This is a genomic window from Natronobacillus azotifigens (genome assembly GCF_026805325.1).
Classification (GTDB): Bacteria; Bacillota; Bacilli; order Bacillales; family Amphibacillaceae; genus Natronobacillus; species Natronobacillus azotifigens.
Map to the genome: position 1 here is coordinate 42,314 of NZ_JAPRAT010000024.1, position 18,071 is coordinate 60,384.

16 protein-coding genes are annotated in these 18,071 nt (G+C 37.1%); 6 read left to right on the forward strand and 10 right to left on the reverse strand.

The genetic code is table 11. The features are described from left to right. Positions 1 to 119: 119 nt before the first annotated feature. The 5 genes from OWO01_RS11945 to OWO01_RS11965 form a co-directional block, all read right to left on the reverse strand. Complete coding sequence (locus tag OWO01_RS11945; RefSeq protein ID WP_268780683.1) at positions 120 to 887, reverse strand: DUF3603 family protein; 768 nt, start codon at positions 885 to 887, stop codon at positions 120 to 122. A 97-nt stretch (positions 888 to 984) separates the two neighbouring features. Then, positions 985 to 1,197 carry a YuzI family membrane protein gene (locus tag OWO01_RS16195; protein ID WP_268780702.1) on the reverse strand — a complete coding sequence of 71 codons (213 nt, stop codon included), beginning with the start codon at positions 1,195 to 1,197 and terminating at the stop codon, positions 985 to 987. A gap of 807 nt (positions 1,198 to 2,004) precedes the next feature. Next, positions 2,005 to 3,240 carry a beta-ketoacyl-ACP synthase II gene (gene fabF / locus OWO01_RS11955; protein WP_268780684.1) on the reverse strand — a complete coding sequence of 412 codons (1,236 nt, stop codon included), beginning with the start codon at positions 3,238 to 3,240 and terminating at the stop codon, positions 2,005 to 2,007. Positions 3,241 to 3,290: 50 nt separating this feature from the next. Next, positions 3,291 to 4,226: a beta-ketoacyl-ACP synthase III gene (locus OWO01_RS11960; protein WP_268780685.1), complete on the reverse strand. Its 936-nt coding sequence runs from the start codon at positions 4,224 to 4,226 to the stop codon at positions 3,291 to 3,293. Between the two features lie 460 nt (positions 4,227 to 4,686). After that, on the reverse strand, positions 4,687 to 5,256 hold the full coding sequence (locus OWO01_RS11965) for a hypothetical protein (RefSeq protein WP_268780686.1): 570 nt from the start codon (positions 5,254 to 5,256) through the stop codon (positions 4,687 to 4,689). Positions 5,257 to 5,421: 165 nt separating this feature from the next. On the opposite strand from OWO01_RS11965, the gene OWO01_RS11970 reads away from it, so the two are divergent. Together OWO01_RS11970 and OWO01_RS11975 are read left to right on the forward strand one after the other, a co-directional pair. Continuing rightward, positions 5,422 to 6,240 carry an undecaprenyl-diphosphate phosphatase gene (locus OWO01_RS11970; RefSeq protein WP_268780687.1) on the forward strand — a complete coding sequence of 273 codons (819 nt, stop codon included), beginning with the start codon at positions 5,422 to 5,424 and terminating at the stop codon, positions 6,238 to 6,240. A gap of 41 nt (positions 6,241 to 6,281) precedes the next feature. Then, positions 6,282 to 6,974 carry a Crp/Fnr family transcriptional regulator gene (locus tag OWO01_RS11975; protein WP_418936220.1) on the forward strand — a complete coding sequence of 231 codons (693 nt, stop codon included), beginning with the start codon at positions 6,282 to 6,284 and terminating at the stop codon, positions 6,972 to 6,974. 284 nt (positions 6,975 to 7,258) lie between these two features. On the opposite strand, the gene OWO01_RS11980 is transcribed toward OWO01_RS11975, so the two are convergent. Together OWO01_RS11980 and OWO01_RS11985 are read right to left on the reverse strand one after the other, a co-directional pair. Continuing rightward, positions 7,259 to 7,570 (reverse strand): metal-sulfur cluster assembly factor, encoded by a 312-nt coding sequence (locus tag OWO01_RS11980; protein ID WP_268780689.1) that lies wholly within the window; start codon positions 7,568 to 7,570, stop codon positions 7,259 to 7,261. Positions 7,571 to 7,857: 287 nt separating this feature from the next. Further along, positions 7,858 to 8,622 (reverse strand): alpha/beta fold hydrolase, encoded by a 765-nt coding sequence (locus tag OWO01_RS11985; protein WP_268780690.1) that lies wholly within the window; start codon positions 8,620 to 8,622, stop codon positions 7,858 to 7,860. Positions 8,623 to 8,801: 179 nt separating this feature from the next. Between OWO01_RS11985 and OWO01_RS11990 the strand changes: the two genes are divergently transcribed. Continuing rightward, positions 8,802 to 9,623, forward strand: a complete 822-nt coding sequence (locus tag OWO01_RS11990) for a Cof-type HAD-IIB family hydrolase (protein WP_268780691.1) — start codon at positions 8,802 to 8,804, stop codon at positions 9,621 to 9,623. A gap of 279 nt (positions 9,624 to 9,902) precedes the next feature. On the opposite strand, the gene OWO01_RS11995 is transcribed toward OWO01_RS11990, so the two are convergent. Next, complete coding sequence (locus tag OWO01_RS11995) at positions 9,903 to 11,519, reverse strand: GGDEF domain-containing response regulator (RefSeq protein WP_268780692.1); 1,617 nt, start codon at positions 11,517 to 11,519, stop codon at positions 9,903 to 9,905. Between the two features lie 137 nt (positions 11,520 to 11,656). Between OWO01_RS11995 and OWO01_RS12000 the strand changes: the two genes are divergently transcribed. Beyond that, positions 11,657 to 11,920, forward strand: coding sequence for a NifU N-terminal domain-containing protein (locus OWO01_RS12000; protein ID WP_268780693.1), 264 nt, complete (start codon positions 11,657 to 11,659; stop codon positions 11,918 to 11,920). A gap of 89 nt (positions 11,921 to 12,009) precedes the next feature. Here OWO01_RS12000 and OWO01_RS12005 read toward each other — a convergent pair whose 3' ends face one another. Next, positions 12,010 to 12,858 carry a YitT family protein gene (locus OWO01_RS12005; RefSeq protein WP_268780694.1) on the reverse strand — a complete coding sequence of 283 codons (849 nt, stop codon included), beginning with the start codon at positions 12,856 to 12,858 and terminating at the stop codon, positions 12,010 to 12,012. A 259-nt stretch (positions 12,859 to 13,117) separates the two neighbouring features. Here OWO01_RS12005 and OWO01_RS12010 point away from each other — a divergent pair, with 259 nt between their 5' ends. Both OWO01_RS12010 and OWO01_RS12015 read left to right on the forward strand, forming a co-directional pair. Beyond that, positions 13,118 to 13,978: a DegV family protein gene (locus OWO01_RS12010; protein ID WP_268780695.1), complete on the forward strand. Its 861-nt coding sequence runs from the start codon at positions 13,118 to 13,120 to the stop codon at positions 13,976 to 13,978. A gap of 264 nt (positions 13,979 to 14,242) precedes the next feature. Further along, on the forward strand, positions 14,243 to 15,583 hold the full coding sequence (locus OWO01_RS12015) for an MATE family efflux transporter (protein WP_268780703.1): 1,341 nt from the start codon (positions 14,243 to 14,245) through the stop codon (positions 15,581 to 15,583). A gap of 133 nt (positions 15,584 to 15,716) precedes the next feature. On the opposite strand, the gene asnB is transcribed toward OWO01_RS12015, so the two are convergent. Further along, complete coding sequence (gene asnB / locus OWO01_RS12020; protein ID WP_268780696.1) at positions 15,717 to 17,564, reverse strand: asparagine synthase (glutamine-hydrolyzing); 1,848 nt, start codon at positions 17,562 to 17,564, stop codon at positions 15,717 to 15,719. Between the last annotated feature and the right edge of the window lie 507 nt (positions 17,565 to 18,071).

An 18,071-nucleotide genomic window follows, 5' to 3' on the forward strand; every position in this document is an offset into this window, starting at 1 on the left:
CCCGTAGATGAGAAGAAGTTTCTCTGCGGGCATTTTTATCTTATTTATTTTCTTTTTTGCTCATTTGTCAGGGGGATTGAAGAATTAAGGGTATTTTTTTCTGACTAGAACCCAGAAGATTATAACGTCCTTTTCACCAACGTCGTACTAGTTTCCTGATTAGCCAGTTCCCACAATTGTTCAAAGAAAGGTTGTCCTTTGATCATCGCAAGACAAAATGCTTCGTGCTTTTCTGACCAACCGTTATAAACTCCTTGATAGAGTTTTTCCCAAGCTGTGGTAAAAGACAACTCGCGATTTCGTTCATATTGATCAGGTAACCATTCTGTTAGCCAGTACTGTGTTTCTGTTCTGTTTTTCGTTTCTCTTAGCGCATCCAAAGTCATCATTAGTAATTGTTTTAACTGACGTTCTCGTCTTGTCAACCCTACCATAGCATCCGGAGATAACGAGAGTAAATGATATTCTTTTTTTTCCTCCTTCTCTTTTAATGGAAAGAAGGCTCGTTGTTCATGCTTAATTATTTGTAAAACCTTCCTTTCCTGTCTAGGGATTAGTCTACTTTTTCGAATGGGGACGGAATAACCGATAGTATCAAATGCTAATACCTCCTCACCATCGGTGACAACCGTTGCATACGTTAATGGTATTCTTTCATCTCCCTTTTTAATAAAGGTTTGTTCGTGGATATTGTCTAAAAGTTTTTTAGGTAAGTCGGATAGATGGTTTTCAATATATTTGTATAAGCGTGTTTCAATGAAGAGTACTGGGATTTGATCCAATAACTCTATCGTATCTGTTTTCTTCCACTCATAATAAGGGCAAATATTGTAGCCATTTTCTTCTCCTTCAAACCAATTCACCCACACATCGTGTAAATACATCATCACTATTCCCTCACTTCAATCATTCAACTTCTTTTGTGAAAATACTATGTGAAGTTGGACTTTGTGTTAGCAGTCAGTATCACCAATTTAGGAAAATTTATTCATTTTCATTGTTTGACAAACGATTTACTGAGATGGCAATCAGGATCACACCAATAAAGAATAGGTAGCATTCACTGCGTGAAAAAATAAACATCACATAACCTTGCCAAGATAGGCCAGCAGGAATTAAATTTAAATATAAAATGATCGTTACCCCACCTGCAACGGACAGGCCGAACCCAATTAAGAATAACGTAGCATAAAACAGTGATCATCACCTCACTAGCTTGTCCTCTCTTCTTTTTTAGTCTATGATACGAACGATTAAAAATATGACGCCTATCTACAGATATAGAAATACAAAGAAGCTGAAATGATAAAGTGAAACTTCAATCAGTGGGGCGACTTTCCCACTGATTGTTTAGTTGAACCATTCGGGGTGCTAGCGTCCGTTACTCCCACTTCACCAATCTTGATTTTCTTGGTGCCTTAAAGTGGGAGTCTTACGGACGGTTGCTCCGAGATAAAGTGAAACTTCAATCAGTGGGGCGATCTTTCCCACTGATTGTTTAGTTGAACCATTCGGGGTGCTAGCGTCCGTTACTCGCACTTCACCAATCTTGATTTTCTTGGTGTCTTAAAGTGGGAGTCTTACGGACGGTTGCTCCGGGATAAAGTGAAACTTCAATCAGTTGGGCGACTTTCCCACTGATTGTTTAGCCCTAAAGGATGACCTAAAGGCCCTTGAACCATTCGGGGGGCTAGCGTCCGTTACTCCCACTTAAACAACCTTGATTTTCTTGGTGCCTTAAAGTGAGAGTCTTACGGACGGTTGCTCCTGTATAATTTAATTGCGTGAATTCTCCAGTACTTACTGAAGACGTATGTAAGAAACTAAACGTGGACTAGTTACGGAGAAATTGTTTTATGTAATAGTTTATTAGTTTATTGGATCCATTACCATTATATTTTAATAGAATATGAGCACAAAAATGAGGATCTCAATCGTAATCTTAATAATTCTGTTCATATGAAAAACATCCTTCAAGTCGATGACAAGAAGGATGTTTTTCACTTATAGTTTTTTAAAAATTAATGTTGCATTATGACCACCGAAGCCTAATGAATTACTGAGGGCAACGTCTACCGTTGCTTTACGCGCGTTATTTGGTACATAGTCTAAATCGCAAGCTGGATCTGGGGTTTCATAGTTAATTGTTGGAGGTATAGTACTTGTCTCAATTGCCTTTATACAAGCAATCGCCTCTACTGCACCCGCAGCACCAAGTAAATGTCCAGTCATCGATTTTGTTGAAGAAATTGCTACATTAGATGCGTGTGCTGAAAAGACAGTTTTTATCGCTTCTGTTTCAAAAGCATCATTGAATGGGGTACTCGTCCCATGTGCATTGATATAGTTCACTTGATCTGCTGTAATTTTTGCATCACCAATAGCTTGTTGCATGGAACGCGCTGCTCCCTCTCCTTCAGGAGCAGGTGCAGTAATATGGTGAGCATCCCCTGTAGATCCATAACCAACAATTTCTGCATAGATCTTCGCACCACGAGCTTCCGCTGATTCTAGTGATTCCAAAATCAGAATTCCAGCACCCTCACCCATTACGAAACCATCACGATTTTTATCAAACGGACGACTTGCTGTATTTGGATCTTCATTAAAAGATAGGGCTTTTGCAGTCGAAAAACCTGCAAAGGACATGTTTGTCAGTGGCGCTTCTGCTCCCCCACTAATCATAATATCTGCATCGCCACGTTGAATTACTTTGTATGCATCTCCTATCGAGTTAGTTCCGGTTGCACAAGCTGTTACTGTACAAGAATTAATTCCTTTTGCACCTAGTTGGATCGATATTTGACCAGAAGCCATATCCGGAATAAGCATAGGCACGAAAAAAGGACTTACTCTACGATAACCTTTTTCCATGAAATTTCTGAATTGTTCTTCATAAGTAGCCATCCCACCGATACCAGAGCCAACCCACACGCCTACATTGTTTGCAATTTCAGGAGTAATTACGAGTTTAGCATCTTCGACAGCTAACTTTGCTGCTGCAACAGCATACTGCGTAAACAAATCCATTCTTTTCGCATCTTTCTTATCCATATAAAGTGTTGGATCCCAATCTTTCACTTCTGCAGCCACTTTTGCTGGAAAATCATCTTTATTTACTTTTGTTAGATAATCAATACCTGAATTACCCGCAATTAAATTATCCCACAATTGATTAATGGTATTTCCTAATGGCGTAATTGCGCCTAAACCAGTTACAACCACACGTCTATTTTCCATTACTTCCATCCTCTCTCAATCAATGTTTTCCTATCTATTTTAACATACTGTTATTTCCCCCAACGCATTGCAATTGCTCCCCACGTTAGTCCTCCACCAAATCCTACAAGTACAACAAGATCACCTTTTTTAATTTTTCCATTTTGCACATCTTCAGACAGTGCTAACGGAATGGACGCAGCCGATGTATTACCGTATCGTTTTACCGAACTTGCCATTTTTTCAACAGGAATTCCTAATCGTGTGCGTGCCGCTTCCATGATTCGGATATTTGCCTGATGAGGAATGAGATAATCCACATCTTCTTTTTGAAAACCAGCTTTCTCAACAACAGAAACAGAGGATTCCGGCATTTGTCGTACCGCAAATTTAAATACTTCTCGCCCATTCATTCGAATACGTTCATCTTCTTGATAAAGCACATTTCCTCCAGTACCATCTGCACCTAATTCAAAAGACAAAATACCGTAATCGTCATTTACGTTACTTACAACAGCTGCACCGGCACCATCTCCAAATAACACGCAAGTATTTCTATCTTCCCAATCAGTAATTTTCGATAATTTTTCAGCACCAATTACTAGCACGTTCTGATAGACACCTGTATCGATAAATTGTTTGGCTGTAATGATCCCGTACATAAAACCAGCACATGCAGCACTTATATCCATTGCCGCTGCTCTCGTAGCGCCAAGACGTTCTTGCAACTGACAAGCTACAGATGGAAACGGCTTATCGGGGGTCACAGTAGCAACTAAGATTAAATCAATTTCGGTTGCGCTAATATTAGCATCTTCTATTGCATGGACAGCTGCATGAAAAGCAAGCTCTGACGTATCTTGATGATCTTCTGCAATTCTCCGTTCTTCTATGCCTGTTCTTGTTCGTATCCACTCATCATTTGTATCAACGATTTTTTCCAAATCTAAATTTGTAACAATTTTATCTGGAACATAGTGCCCTACACCAATAATTCCTGTTGCCATAATCATTTGCTCCTCACTCAATTAACCTATATTATCAATTATTAAGACTTGGTACTAATATAAGCGAAAATCACGTAAGAATCAAGTCCGTTTTTGATCAATATACTAGATGGGTGAGAAGTGCGCATTTAGGTGGCTAGTCCAGCTTCATTCATCTCTTGTTTTCTTTTATTTGAATATTACAGACATTTACATTGGAAATAATTATTTATTTTATCCCGATACTTTGATAAAATAAATAAAAACAAACCATGTAATTTATTTGATGTGATATCATGTGATTTCTAATTGCTGTACTATGTGCTTTTCCGTTCATTTCGTGTTTGATTATTTATCGAGAAAACCATATTGCTTTTGTTTCGCTCAGTAGAAGAAGGGCTAACCTTGAAATTAGTAACATTTCCTAATTTATTATGACGAACAAACCCTTGTCACCTGTAAGACAAGGGTTTGTTACTTTCTAGATGAAGGGAAGTGCACCTAATGCAGTCACAGCTGCAAGGGGTAAAATCATATTCCGAAATGATCCAGTCCCTGCTGCTCCTGGACCATAGCCTGCTCCTGGGCCGAAGCCTGCTCCTGGGCCATAGCCTGCTCCTGGGCCATAGCCTGCTCCCGGGCCGAAGCCTGCTCCTGGGCCATAGCCTGCTCCCGGGCCGAAGCCTGCTCCTGGGCCATAGCCTGCTCCCGGACCGAAGCCTGCTCCCGGGCCGAAGCCTGCTCCTGGGCCGAAGCCTGCTCCTGGGCCGAAGCCTGCTCCCGGGCCGAAGCCTGCTCCTGGGCCGAAGCCTGCTCCCGGGCCGAAGCCTGCTCCTGGGCCGAAGCCTGCTCCCAGGCCGGACAAGATTCTTTCATCTGATTCATAGTTACGAGAATAATCTGGGACAGCAATATGCACATTCTCATCGTCTACATCAGTAATAATACCTTGCACTAAAGAGCCATCTGATGTTTGTACGGTAACATACTGATGAATATGTTTTTTACATAAATCATACATATGAGGTTGATGTTGTTTAGGTTGATTCATTTATATAAAACCTCCCTTTCTCACCATAGCCTATGCCCATTAGCACTGACATGTTACAAGAGATCGCTAATTAATTTCGTTGCAGCTACACAACTTGAGCTAATTGATCTATTTCACATCTTTTAATTAACACAAAACAATCATTAAACTTATGGAGGGATTTACATGGAATTATTCGATCATTTTGTTTTACTAATAAAATATATCTTTTTTGGATTTATCCAAGGATTCACAGAACCTATTCCTATTTCGTCAAGTGGACATCTAGTTATCTTTCAAGATCTGTTCGGATTAAAGATGGAAAATCTATCTTTCGAGATTCTAGTCAATTCTGGTTCTCTAATTGCTGTATTAATCATTTACCGTCAAGATATTATCCGTATCATACAGAACAGTCTCCTTTATCTATCAAAAAAAGACATTGAAGCAAAAGATGATTTTCATTTTATACTCTATTTAATTCTTGCAACGATTCCTGCTGGTCTAATTGGCTTTTTATTTGAAGATCGTATTGCTTCTGTTTTTAGTTCAGCAAATATGGTAGGTATTACTTTAATCGTTACTGGAATTGCACTTTGGACAATCCGAAACTTACGGGGACGAAAAAATGATGGAGAATTAACTTGGAAAGATGCGCTTATTGTTGGTTTGGCACAATCTGTTGCCTTAATACCAGGGATTAGCCGATCAGGAGCTACCATTGTTGCAGCCATGTTGCTAGGAATGAAACAAGCTACTGCTTTACGATTCTCTTTTTTATTGTACGTTCCAGTTAGTTCTGGGCTATTATTGTTGTCAATAGACCGATTATTTGACGATCAATTGGCCGAGCTTTGGATTCCTTACTTATTAGCACTTATTACTGCAACAATCGCTACTTATTTCTCTTTACGTTGGTTTATGGGAATTATGGCACGCGGAAACTTAAAGTATTTCGCCTTCTACTGCTTTATCGTTGGAACTATTGCTTTTCTCATTTTATAATGATAATTATATCGTTTTAGGAGTTGATATCCATGCGGAAAATCCCTAGAATAAATGGTTTATCTAAACAATTAGCAGATCGTTTATCACCACCAGACCAATTTCTCACGATCAAAAAGAATACCTTTTTATTTCAGCAAGGAGAAAAGGTCAAAGAGTTATATATATTATTATCGGGGAAAATACAGATAGGAAAAATTTCCCCTGACGGAAGAGAGCTTACCTTACGATTTTGTGATGTTGGTGACATCATCGGTGAATTTATTTTTGATGAGGAAGAAGTTAGTTATATTGTAGACGCAAAGGTCGTAGAAGATGGAGAAGTTGCCGTTGTTAAACAAAAGCGGGTAAGGGACGAGCTCATGGATGATTCTAAATCAATCATCGAACTACTTAAGCATTCGAACCTTCAGTATCGAAAAGATCAAACAAAATTTCGTGATTTAGTTATGTTTGGGAAAAAAGGTGCCTTATACTCGACACTTATTCGGTTATCCAATAGCTATGGCGTAAAAAAAGTTGATGGGATTTATCTCGATGTAAATTTAACAAATCAGGAAATTGCTAATTTTTGTGCGACTTCACGCGAAAGTGTCAATCGGATGTTAAACGACCTGAAACGAGATGGTATTATTGGCATCGAGAAAGGAAGAATTACTATTTATCAACTGGACTATCTGAAAACAGAAATCAATTGTGAAAATTGTCCCGTTGTTCTATGTTCCATAAAGTAAAACTTCAATCAGTGGGGGTTTTTAGGTATTTCCCCACTGATTGTTAGTCCTAAAGACTCTTAAAGCCTTCGGGGTGCTAGCATCCGTTACTCCCACTTAAATAACCTAATATTCTCGTTGTTTTGAAGTGGGAGTCTTACGGACGGTTGCTTTGTGAAGTTGCTAGTTTCTGCGCTCGGAGCTAGACGTGGCTATGTCTGTCTCAAAAATTTTTTCCATTCAAAATATTTTTTCGTTACCTAAATATTCAAAAAACCTGATCAACCGATCAGGTTTTTTGAATATCAATCTGGTATACCTAAAGCAATTTTTGCATAACGTGACATGCGATCTTTGTTCCATGGTGGAGACCACACGATATTTACTTCTGTTTCTTTTACTTCAGGTATATCTTCTAAGGCACGCTTAACATCTTGCTCAATATGACCTGCTAGTGGGCAACCCATTGCTGTTAATGTCATGGTAACAGTAGCTAATCCCTCATCATTCAGATTAACACCATAAATCAATCCTAAATTAACAATATCTATTCCTAGTTCAGGGTCAATGACATTTTCTAAGGCACCCATTAGATTTTCTTGTAATGCATCTTCCATTACTATTTCCCCCTTCTCACCCTTTATTTAGGGTTGTTCAACAACGATTTTTCTTTAGATACACTTTTATTATAAACAAAATCGAATAAAAATTAAAATAAATTAAATCCTATCGTATCAAAACATAATGAATAGGATCGATAATTGAATAAATTAATTCGTACATTGAAAACAATCTCTAAGGTTATTAGAAGAAAAGTGAAGCCTTTCGTTTTTACTTATATCTAATCTGCGCTTCTTCATGTTGTATGCAAGAATATTATATAAACTAGAACGAAAACCAGATATTACAGTTGCTCTGCAAACCAGTTCGCCGCTTCTAATCGGGCAAATCTACTTACTTTGTGACCCGTTTTTTTCTCACTCAAAAATCGAATATGAGCTGGATTTTGATAATCGGCTCGAATTTTTTCATAAAAACTAAAAGCATGAGTAAATGGTACAACGGCATCTTCTTCACCATGCCACATAAACAGTGGACGCCCTTTTAACCGATCTGGATGTAGAGATAAATCAAACTGTTTTAATCCAAGAAGAATCTCTTTTATCTCATCATCAGTCATGGAAGACAAATAGCCTTGTTCCTTTGCGACAGAAATGATCCCTTGTGCAAATTCCGATAACTTTGGAGATCCCATTAATACTGCTGCAACTTTTATCCAAGGATAATTCGTCAAAGCTGCTGCAGTAGAGATTCCGCCCATACTTGTACCAGCCAAACCAAAGCGATCATCAACTAACCAATTACGTGATTCTAACATAGATTTTATTGTTTCTAAATCACTAACGTTTTGTTTTACAATCTCAAGAAATCGCAATTGTTGTTCAACAGGATCAACACCTTTTGTTCGTTCACCATGTAGAAAGGCATCGGGAAGCAGAACTCGATATCCTTTTTCTGCCAACAAATAGGCAATGGCTAAATTATCTTCTTTTGCGCTTGTAAATCCATGCAAATAGGTGATAACTGGCAAAGGTTGTTGTCTAGAAGCATGTTTGGTTACAATTAAAATAGGTATGTCTTCCCACTGCTCTTTTTCGATTTGTATCATTTGCTGAATCCCTTTCTATTGTTGAAATACGTTATTACTACTATGATATATTTTCCATTCAACAATTGCAAAAACTATTCCTAAAATTACGGAACTAAATTCAGTTGAGAAAAACGAAAGCACTTTACAGCAAGCGCAAACTTCATTACACTATATGTACAAAGATAGAGGTGATTTTTATGAAAAAGGGACAACATCTAATTGCACTTGATCTGGATGGAACTCTATTATCAAACAAACAGGAAATAAGTGCACGCAATAAAAAAGTTATTGAGAAGGTGAAAGCAGAAGGACATATTGTTGTTATTGCAACTGGTCGTCCTCATCGAGCTAGTCTGGATTATTACAACGAACTGGGTTTGGATACTCCAATGGTTAATTTTAATGGAGCCTATCTTCATCATCCGAAGGACACGAAATGGGAAGTTTTACACAGCCCACTTCCACTTCGAACAGCAAAGAGCATTGTACAAACTTGTTATGACTTTAACGTAAACAATTTAATCGCTGAAGTAATTGGTGACTTGTACATAGACCACTATGATGAGAACCTATTAAATATCATGCATAGTAGTAAAGAAGAAAATCCAATTACAATCGGAAATCTCAAAAATGAGTTAAAAGAAGATCCAACATCTTTACTAATTCATCCAAGAGATGAACATGTTTCCGAACTTGGGGAAATATTAGACCGTGATCATGCTTCAGTAATTGAACATCGAAAATGGGGCGCGCCATGGAATATGATTGAAATTGTTCGAAAAGGCATGAATAAAGCAGTTGGACTTCAGCGGATTGCACACTATCATCATATAGAAGCAGAGCAGATTATTGCTTTTGGAGATGAAGATAATGATCTGGAGATGCTTGAATTTGCTGGAATAGGGGTCGCTATGGAGAACGCAATCGACGAATTAAAGGCCGTTGCTTCTCATGTAACAAAAACAAATCAAGAAGACGGTGTTGCAGATTTTCTTGAGTCTTATTTTAATTTGGGATAAAATGAAATTTCAATCAGTGGGGGTTTTTAGGTATTCCCCCACCAATTGTTAGCCCTAAAGGATGACCAACCATTCGGGGTGCTAGTCTCTCTTACTCCCACTATTCTCGTTATTTTGAAGTGGGAGTCTTACGGACGGTTGCTCCGGGATAAAGCGAAACTTTGCGATAACTCATATAAATGATCAACTGCGTTTGATTTCATAGTAAATTCAGGTACTCTAATGTTAATACGTGACACTCACAATCAATCTTTCTTTACAATTGTACATTCGGACTAATCATTCTCTTCCAAATAAGCGATCTGCATATCGTTTAATTCTCGCTTCTAATTCTTCAAAGGTAAATGGCTTTGTGATATAATCATCTGCACCTAATTCTAATGCTTTGATCATGTCTTTGTTTTTCCTTCTCCCTGTAAGCATCATAATACTAACATTTTTCTGTTCAACGATGCGTCGTAAATGTGATAAAACCTCTAAACCATCCATTTTTGGCAAAATAATATCTAATAAGATTAATTTTTTTCCCGGTTGATATCTCCAATCAGAAGCAAGGAAAGTTTCACCGTCAGCAAATGTTGTTACTTCGATTGGATAATTATTAGCTTTGATCTTACTTAAACGATCTTCTAGGAAGTAACAAATGAATCGATCATCATCTATTACAGCAATTTTAAATGTTGTATTTTTATCCACTTCTATCCTAGCTTGTTCAACTACTTGACGATATTCTTCCACACGATTTTTTCCATTTTCCTTACCATAGTATAGGGCTTGATCACTTTTTTCTAGTAAATCCCTCATCGTTTTAATCGTTGGCTGCATTTCGCATACACCAGCTGTGAAACTGACGGAGAAATTATCATTACCAGAGCTATGTGTAATTCTATTGAATTGATTAAGAATATATTTGATTTGCTGCACTGCCTCACATTGATTTATTTCGGGCATAAGTAAAATAAATTCTTCTCCACCATAGCGAAAAAAGTAGTCTTGATCGCGCTTATTATTTAACACACATTTTGAGAAACTTCTTAAAACTTCATCGCCAATGGCATGGCCATAGGTGTCATTAACTTGTTTAAAGAAATCTAAATCAAGTAACGCCATACTAAAGTTTATTTTTCTATTTCTATAGTCATCAAAAAATTGTTTCCAGATCTGTTGAAGGAACGTTCGGTTATATGCTTTCGTTAACTCATCTACTAACGTCGTAGCCTTTAAAAACTTTTGCTGCCTTAATCTATTATTAATCAGATGCGGAAAGACCTCTTCACTAATCGCTTTGTCCAATAAATCCGTAACACCAACGTCATATAAATTAATCTGCAATTCATCAGAAATTTTGGTACCAATCACAATTATCGGAATAAAGGCTTCAAACGCTCGCTTAGATAGTCGACTCACTAGTTTTTGAACTGTTTCCTCTGCTTTGTCTGCATCCAATAGTATTACATTTGGGCGATAATCATAAAATAGACGGATAGTTCGGTTCATATTCGTTGCAACTAAAATTTCATATCCCTGCTTTTCTAAGGATTGCTTTCTAGAATCTAACGAACCCACTTCATTATCAAATAATAATAACGTTATTTTTTCTTTAGTATGTGTATCATTAATCGGTTTATTTTTATGTTCATCTAATTTGAGGACAAAGAGCTGAATCAAATTACTCCACTCATCTTCTTGCCATATTTCTTTATTCTGATGTAATAGCTCTTCTATTAAGCTATTAGCATGCCTCGCAATCGTATCCAAACCAATATGGCGAGACGATCCTTTTACTTCTTCTAACCATACGAGTAGTTCTTGTTTCGTTACTGTACTTTTATTTTGAAATTGGGCGATTTGTTTCTCTTGCCTTTCAAAAAAAATTGTTTCAATATTAAGAATCAAACTCACCCCTTTCCCTTTATTCCCTTTAGTATACCGTATGATTTCATCAAACAAAAGACCAAGAAATAATTTCACTTTCGTCTTTTTATAAATTTTGCTAAACTAGTTTTAGCTAGTAACGATAAGGAGGACTTAACTTGGCTATTATAACAGAAGCAACACCAAATCCAAACGCAATGAAATTCACTTCCGATAAACAAATATTTACTGGGGATGCTAGCATTTCTATTAAGACTGGGCAAGCTAGCGAACACGAACTGTTAAATGAACTAATTGCACTTGATCACGTGGATAACGTGTTTGGTTACCAACATTTTATTACCATCAATAAATCTTCTGAGGCAGATTGGGAACAAATCGTTCCTAAAGTAGAAGCAATTATAAGCAATTACGGCTATTAGTCACTCAAAAGAAAAACGTCAAGAATAGTGACCAAAGAATGGTTCTTTTCTTGACGTTAGTTTCATTCTTTCATTTGATAGTAAACAATCTAAGCATCTTTTCTAAAGAAACCGAATACTCCGGCGGTTTGAACAACATTTGTGAAGGCTTCTGGATCTACTTCCGTAATAATTCGTTCTAAGTCATATAACTCATATCTAGTAATCACTAGTACAAGCATTGATTTGTCTTCTTTTGAATAAGCACCACGTGCCGGTAAAATAGTTATCCCTCGTACCACTTTAGTATGAATCGCTTGTTGTAATTCATCTGTCTTTTTGGTTACAATCATTGCTGTAACCTTTTCATGACGAGTATGAATCGCATCGATAACACGGGTAGATACGTAAAGTGCTAATAAAGTATACAAAGCGTTTTCTGGTTCATTTAATATCCCAGCAAATAGGATGATAAATCCGTTTACCAACATTAAATAACTACCTATTGGGCGATCTTTCATCCGTGATAAAACCATTGCTACAATATCTGACCCACCTGTTGAAGCCCCCCATTTTAGTGTGATTCCAACACCAAATCCGCCAAGAACACCACCAAAAACCGCGTTTAACATAATATCATTAGAAAAACTATAGATCGGAATTAGTTCAAGAAAAATAGTAGTAGTGGCTACTGATAGAAAACTATAAATGGTGAAATGCCTGCCGACCTTATACCAACCTAAAATAGCGACAGGAATATTTAATAATAATAACCAAATACCTGTACTAATAAAATCGATATTAAGAAAATCGGAAAATATTGTAGATAATAACTGCGCCATCCCGGTAAACCCACTAGCATATACATCTGCACGAATAAAGAAAAAATTTAGAGCACATGCGTTAATTAAAGCACCAACAATTACAATAATAATTCTCTTTGCTTCAAATATGAACAACGTTCTTCCCCCTTAAAACTGTCATAAATTAATTTGATAGCCTTACCTTTTCCATACCCAATCATACGATAGAGTAATCTACTTCCTAAGATACATTCTACCTTATTCTACGTAAATGTCAGTATATCATGCAATAGCAGAAATATCTTTTGACGAAAACCATGGTTAACTATAAACTAGAAGTAGTAAGGACGAAATTATTTAAGTAATTATTTTATTATCTTTCGCACAATCAAATTAATTTAATGGAGGGGACAAAATGAAGGTACAAATTATTGCCGATTCAGCTTGTGATCTCAATAACGAAGACTATCAGCAACATGAGATAGACCGAGCTAGTTTAACCGTTCATTTAGACGATCAAAATTATCAAGATGGCAGAGACATTTCTGCAAAAACGATCTATGATGCAATGCGTGCAGGTAAGTCTCCAAAAACATCACAAGTAACACCTCAGGATTTTTCAGAAATTTTTACGAAATATGCAGAAAAGAAACAACCTTGTCTCTATTTAGCTTTCTCATCTGAGCTTTCTGGGACCTATCAGGCTTCAACAATTGCTGCGAGAGAGGTGCAAGAGAAATTCCCTGATTGGAATTTAAAAATTATTGATACAAAATGTGCTTCATTCGGCTACGGGTTAGTAGTTCTTCGAGCAGCAGAATTAGCAAAAGAAGGACGTTCACTTGAAGATATTACTGCCATTAGTCAGTATCAAGCAGATCATATGGAACATATTTTTACCGTAGATGACTTGGAGTATTTATACCGTGGTGGACGTGTAAGTAAGTCTGCTGCATTCGTTGGTACACTATTAAAGATTAAACCACTTCTTCATATGGAAGATGGTAAATTAATTCCTTTAGAAAAAATTCGTGGTTCAAAAAAAGTATTCAAGCGGATGTTAGACATCATGGAAGAACGTGGTACCGATTTTAGCAACCAAACAATTGGTATTAGTCATGGTGATGTCGAAGAAACCGCTCTACAATTAGCGGACATGATTAAAGAACGTTTTGAAGTAAAAGACATTCAAATTCGACTGGTAGGATCAACGGTGGGTGCTCATTCTGGGCCAGGAACAATTGCTTTGTTCTTCTCAAACGATAAATATCAATAAAGTATAATTCACTCGTTATGGAAATTTTCCATGACGAGTTTATTTATAACCAGATTATGGTCTGAAAGATAAGAAACTTTGTTGCGTGGCACTTGATAATTTTATGAACTTTTTTCAAAAGGGAAAAATACTATCATGATTTACAAAAAAACTATTGCCTTTTCTTCTTCCCCGCAGTAAAGTATTAATCGTGTATATATATTTAGTTACTCGAAATTATTTTACCACTATATAAGGGGTGCTCATTTGAAAGATCATAATACGATGAAAAAACTATCATTACTTGCCTTAACATGGCCAATTTTCATTGAAATATTTCTCCACATGCTTATGGGGAATGCGGATACATTAATGCTGAGTCAATTCTCTGATAATGCCGTGGCAGCTGTTGGGGTTTCTAATCAAATTTTATCCGTAATTATTGTCATGTTCGGTTTTGTTGCTGCAGGGGCATCAATCTTAGTCGCTCAAAACCTTGGGGCTAATAATCCGCTGACTGCTGGTAAAATTGCAGTAACAGCACTAAGTTTAAATTTGCTATTCTCGTTATCTCTAAGTATCTTTCTCTTTGTTTTTAGTACGCGGTTACTCCATTTAATGAATTTACCGATTGAATTAATGAGTGAAGCTACCGGATATATGAATATTGTTGGTGGCTTCATCTTCATTCAAGCACTTATTATGACTGTTGCAGCTATTTTGAGAAGTTATGGTTACACCAAAGATACAATGTTTGTTACAGTTGGAATGAATATTGTTAATATTATTGGTAACTATTTTGTTATTTTTGGTCCGTTCGGATTTCCAGTTCTCGGTGTAGAAGGAGTAGCATACTCCACGATGACCAGTCGTTTTCTTGGTTTTATTGTTTTACTCTTTATTTTGGTCAAAAGAAATAAAGGTCTTTTACCTTTTCAATCTTTATACAAATACAACAAACAACATGTGAAAGATCTATTAAATATCGGAATACCTTCTGCCGGCGAACAACTTTCGTACAATGGAAGTCAGATGGTAATTACATATTTTATTGCTCAATTAGGTACGGTAGCCATCACGACGAAAGTATATGTTCAAAATATCATGATGTTCATTCTGTTATTTTCCATTGCAATTGGGCAAGGCTCACAAATTATTATTGGACACATGATCGGAGCTGGAGATACTCATTCCGCTTATAAACGTGGGATGAAAAGCTTACAAATCTCTTTTATAATCAGTTTGTTCGCTGCCGTCACCATCTATTTTTCTAGTGAATTTTTACTTGGTATTTTTTCTAATGATGCTACGATCATTTCTGAAGGGAAATTCTTACTTCTCATTACGATTATTCTGGAACCCGGAAGAGCATTTAACCTCGTGTTAATCAACTCTTTACGAGGCACAGGAGATGTGAAATTCCCTGTAATCGTGGGTATTGTTTCTATGTGGGGAGTAGCCGTAACTTTTGCTTGGTTTTTTGGGATTTTTCTTGGTCTTGGTCTTGTTGGTGTATGGATTGGTTTTATCTGTGATGAATGGCTTCGTGGTCTCATCATGTTAAAACGTTGGCGTTCAAAAGTATGGGCAGAAAAAGCGTATGTAAAGAAAGAAGTAGAAGGATAATACTTAGTCAAGCATCGAAATGCTAGGGAAGAGTTCGGAACATCAACAATAATTTTTATGCTTTCTTATTTTTTCTAGACAAAAAACGCAGAGGATTTACTCTGCGTTTTTGTTAGCATGAGAAAAAGACCTTTTAAATTTCTAATCTTACATTATATGTTCGCATCCAATAATCAAACTGTGCGAGATAGGCTAATAATTGAGGCCCTTTCATTAGCTGACCAAACCAAGGCTCCTCTATCGATTCCCCTTCTGTCTCAACCAAACGTTCTATTGCTGCTCGGTCAAAAACTTCAAACATTCTTGCATTCGGATCTGCCAAAATATCCTTCATCCAATCAACTACTGCTTTAGTATAAGCTGGATGGTATGTTTTTGGGTACGGGCTTTTTTTTCGATAAAGAATTTCATCGGGTAATAACCCTTCTAAGGCTTTTCGTAAAATTCCTTTTTCCTGATTTTGATGGGTTTTCATCTCCCACGGAATGTTCCAAACGTATTCTACTAGTCGATGATCACTAAATGGTACCCTTGCTTCAAAACCACTAGCCATACTCATTCGATCCTTCCGATCCAATAAAGTTGGCATGAACCACTGCATGTTCAGATAAAACATTTCTCTACGTTTAGCTTCTAAAGGCGTATCTTCTTCAAGTGTTGGTGATTCATCAATTGTCTCTTGATAACGTTTTAAACGATAGTTATCCAAGTCTAACTTTTCTCGTAGTTCTGAATCAACTAGCTTATTTCTCAGTGAGTTTGAACGGATCCACGGAAATCCTGTTCGATTTAAATCATTTTCACGATAGAACCATGGATAACCTCCAAAGATTTCATCCGCACATTCCCCAGACAACGCCACAGTAACATAGTCTTTTGTTTGACGACAAAACCAAAGTAATGAACTATCTACATCAGCCATTCCTGGTAAATCACGAGCAATTACCGCATCTTTTAATAGCTCAACCATTGTCTTATTATCCAAAGTAAATGTATGTTGTTCTGTTTGATGAGCATCTACAACTTTATCAATAAAATCAGCATCTCGACTTGGTTGAAAATCATTTTTCTCAAAATATTGCTTGTTATCTTCAAAATCAATAGAGAAGGTTAATAATTTTTGTTCTTTCTCTTTTGCTAAATATTTAGCTGCAACAGCAGTAATAGCGCTAGAATCTACCCCTCCTGATAAGAAAGTGCCAATTGGCACATCAGAGATAAGTTGTCGTTCTACTGAATCAATAAACAATTTTCTAACGTATACAGCAGTCTCTTCAAGGGAATCTTCATGTAATTTACTTGTGACATTCCAATAACGACGGATATCCAATCCAGTTCGATCATAGGTAGCTAGATGGGCAGCTCTCAACTCTTTAATCCCTTTAAACACTCCATGGCCAGGTGTCCGTGATGGTCCAAGTGCGAGTATCTCTTGTAAGCCATCTTTATCTATGACCGGTTCTACCTGATCATGTGCGAGTAGTGCTTTGATTTCTGATGAGAAGAGAAAGGAATCTTCTGTCTCTGTATAAAACAATGGTTTTACACCCAGCCTATCTCTTGCTAAAAAAACTTGTTCGTCTTCTGGATTCCAGATTGCGAATGCAAAAATTCCATTTAATTTTTCTACTGCTTTTTCACCCCACTCCAAGTAACTTTTCAATAAAACTTCGGTGTCTGAGTGTGAATTGAACGTCCAACCGTTCGCTAGTAACTCCACTCTCAGATCTTCCGTGTTGTAAAGCTCTCCATTATAAATTAATACAAAGTTTTTATCATTTTGCACACAAGTCATTGGCTGGAGTCCACCTTCTGGATCCACGACAATTAACCGCTTATGACCGAAAGCTACGTGTTGGTCGCACCAAGTTTTTGCCTGATCAGGACCTCGGTGCTGAATTTTTCCAGTCATTTGATTGATCATTTTATCTTGTGCTGATAAATCAGTTTCAAAGTTTATCCATCCAACAATTCCACACATAAGTACGTGCCACACCCTTTCACAAATTACTCCACTATCTATCTATGTATATGAGAATAAGGGTTGATTATGTGCATGTGTCTAACAAAGTAAGCTTCAATCAGTGGGGGTTTTTAGGTGCTCCCCGACTGATTGTTAGCCCTAAAGGATGACCTAAAGGCCCTTTAACCATTAGGGGTGCTAGCGTCCGTTACTCCCACTTAAACAACTTGATCTTCTACTTGTTTTGAAGTGGGCGTTCCTATGAGGTTGCTGCATTTTTGCCCTGCCCTGAACTAGGCAAGATCACGCGTTCACCAAGGTTGCAGCTCTTTCTGATCTCTAACCTAAGCGTAAGTAGTTCTTTCAATGAGGTCGTAGTACTTTCTCATATCTAACCTAGGCGCAAGCACGCCTTATAAAGAGTCTACAGTATTTTGATCCTTAATCCTCAAGTGAACATCGTAAAAGTAAAGAAGATAGAATATTACCACACACTTCGTCCATTGACTAATAATACTGTTTACA

Excerpts from the sequence above, each read along its gene's own strand:
- OWO01_RS11945 (WP_268780683.1), bottom strand. The coding sequence starts at position 887 with ATGATGTATTTACACGATGTGTGGGTGAATTGGTTTGAAGGAGAAGAA.
- fabF (WP_268780684.1), bottom strand. The coding sequence starts at position 3,240 with ATGGAAAATAGACGTGTGGTTGTAACTGGTTTAGGCGCAATTACGCCA.
- OWO01_RS11960 (WP_268780685.1), bottom strand. The coding sequence starts at position 4,226 with ATGGCAACAGGAATTATTGGTGTAGGGCACTATGTTCCAGATAAAATT.
- OWO01_RS11965 (WP_268780686.1), bottom strand. The coding sequence starts at position 5,256 with ATGAATCAACCTAAACAACATCAACCTCATATGTATGATTTATGTAAA.
- OWO01_RS11970 (WP_268780687.1), top strand. The coding sequence starts at position 5,422 with ATGGAATTATTCGATCATTTTGTTTTACTAATAAAATATATCTTTTTT.
- OWO01_RS11980 (WP_268780689.1), bottom strand. The coding sequence starts at position 7,570 with ATGGAAGATGCATTACAAGAAAATCTAATGGGTGCCTTAGAAAATGTC.
- OWO01_RS11985 (WP_268780690.1), bottom strand. The coding sequence starts at position 8,622 with ATGATACAAATCGAAAAAGAGCAGTGGGAAGACATACCTATTTTAATT.
- OWO01_RS11990 (WP_268780691.1), top strand. The coding sequence starts at position 8,802 with ATGAAAAAGGGACAACATCTAATTGCACTTGATCTGGATGGAACTCTA.
- OWO01_RS12010 (WP_268780695.1), top strand. The coding sequence starts at position 13,118 with ATGAAGGTACAAATTATTGCCGATTCAGCTTGTGATCTCAATAACGAA.
- OWO01_RS12015 (WP_268780703.1), top strand. The coding sequence starts at position 14,243 with ATGAAAAAACTATCATTACTTGCCTTAACATGGCCAATTTTCATTGAA.
- asnB (WP_268780696.1), bottom strand. The coding sequence starts at position 17,564 with ATGTGTGGAATTGTTGGATGGATAAACTTTGAAACTGATTTATCAGCA.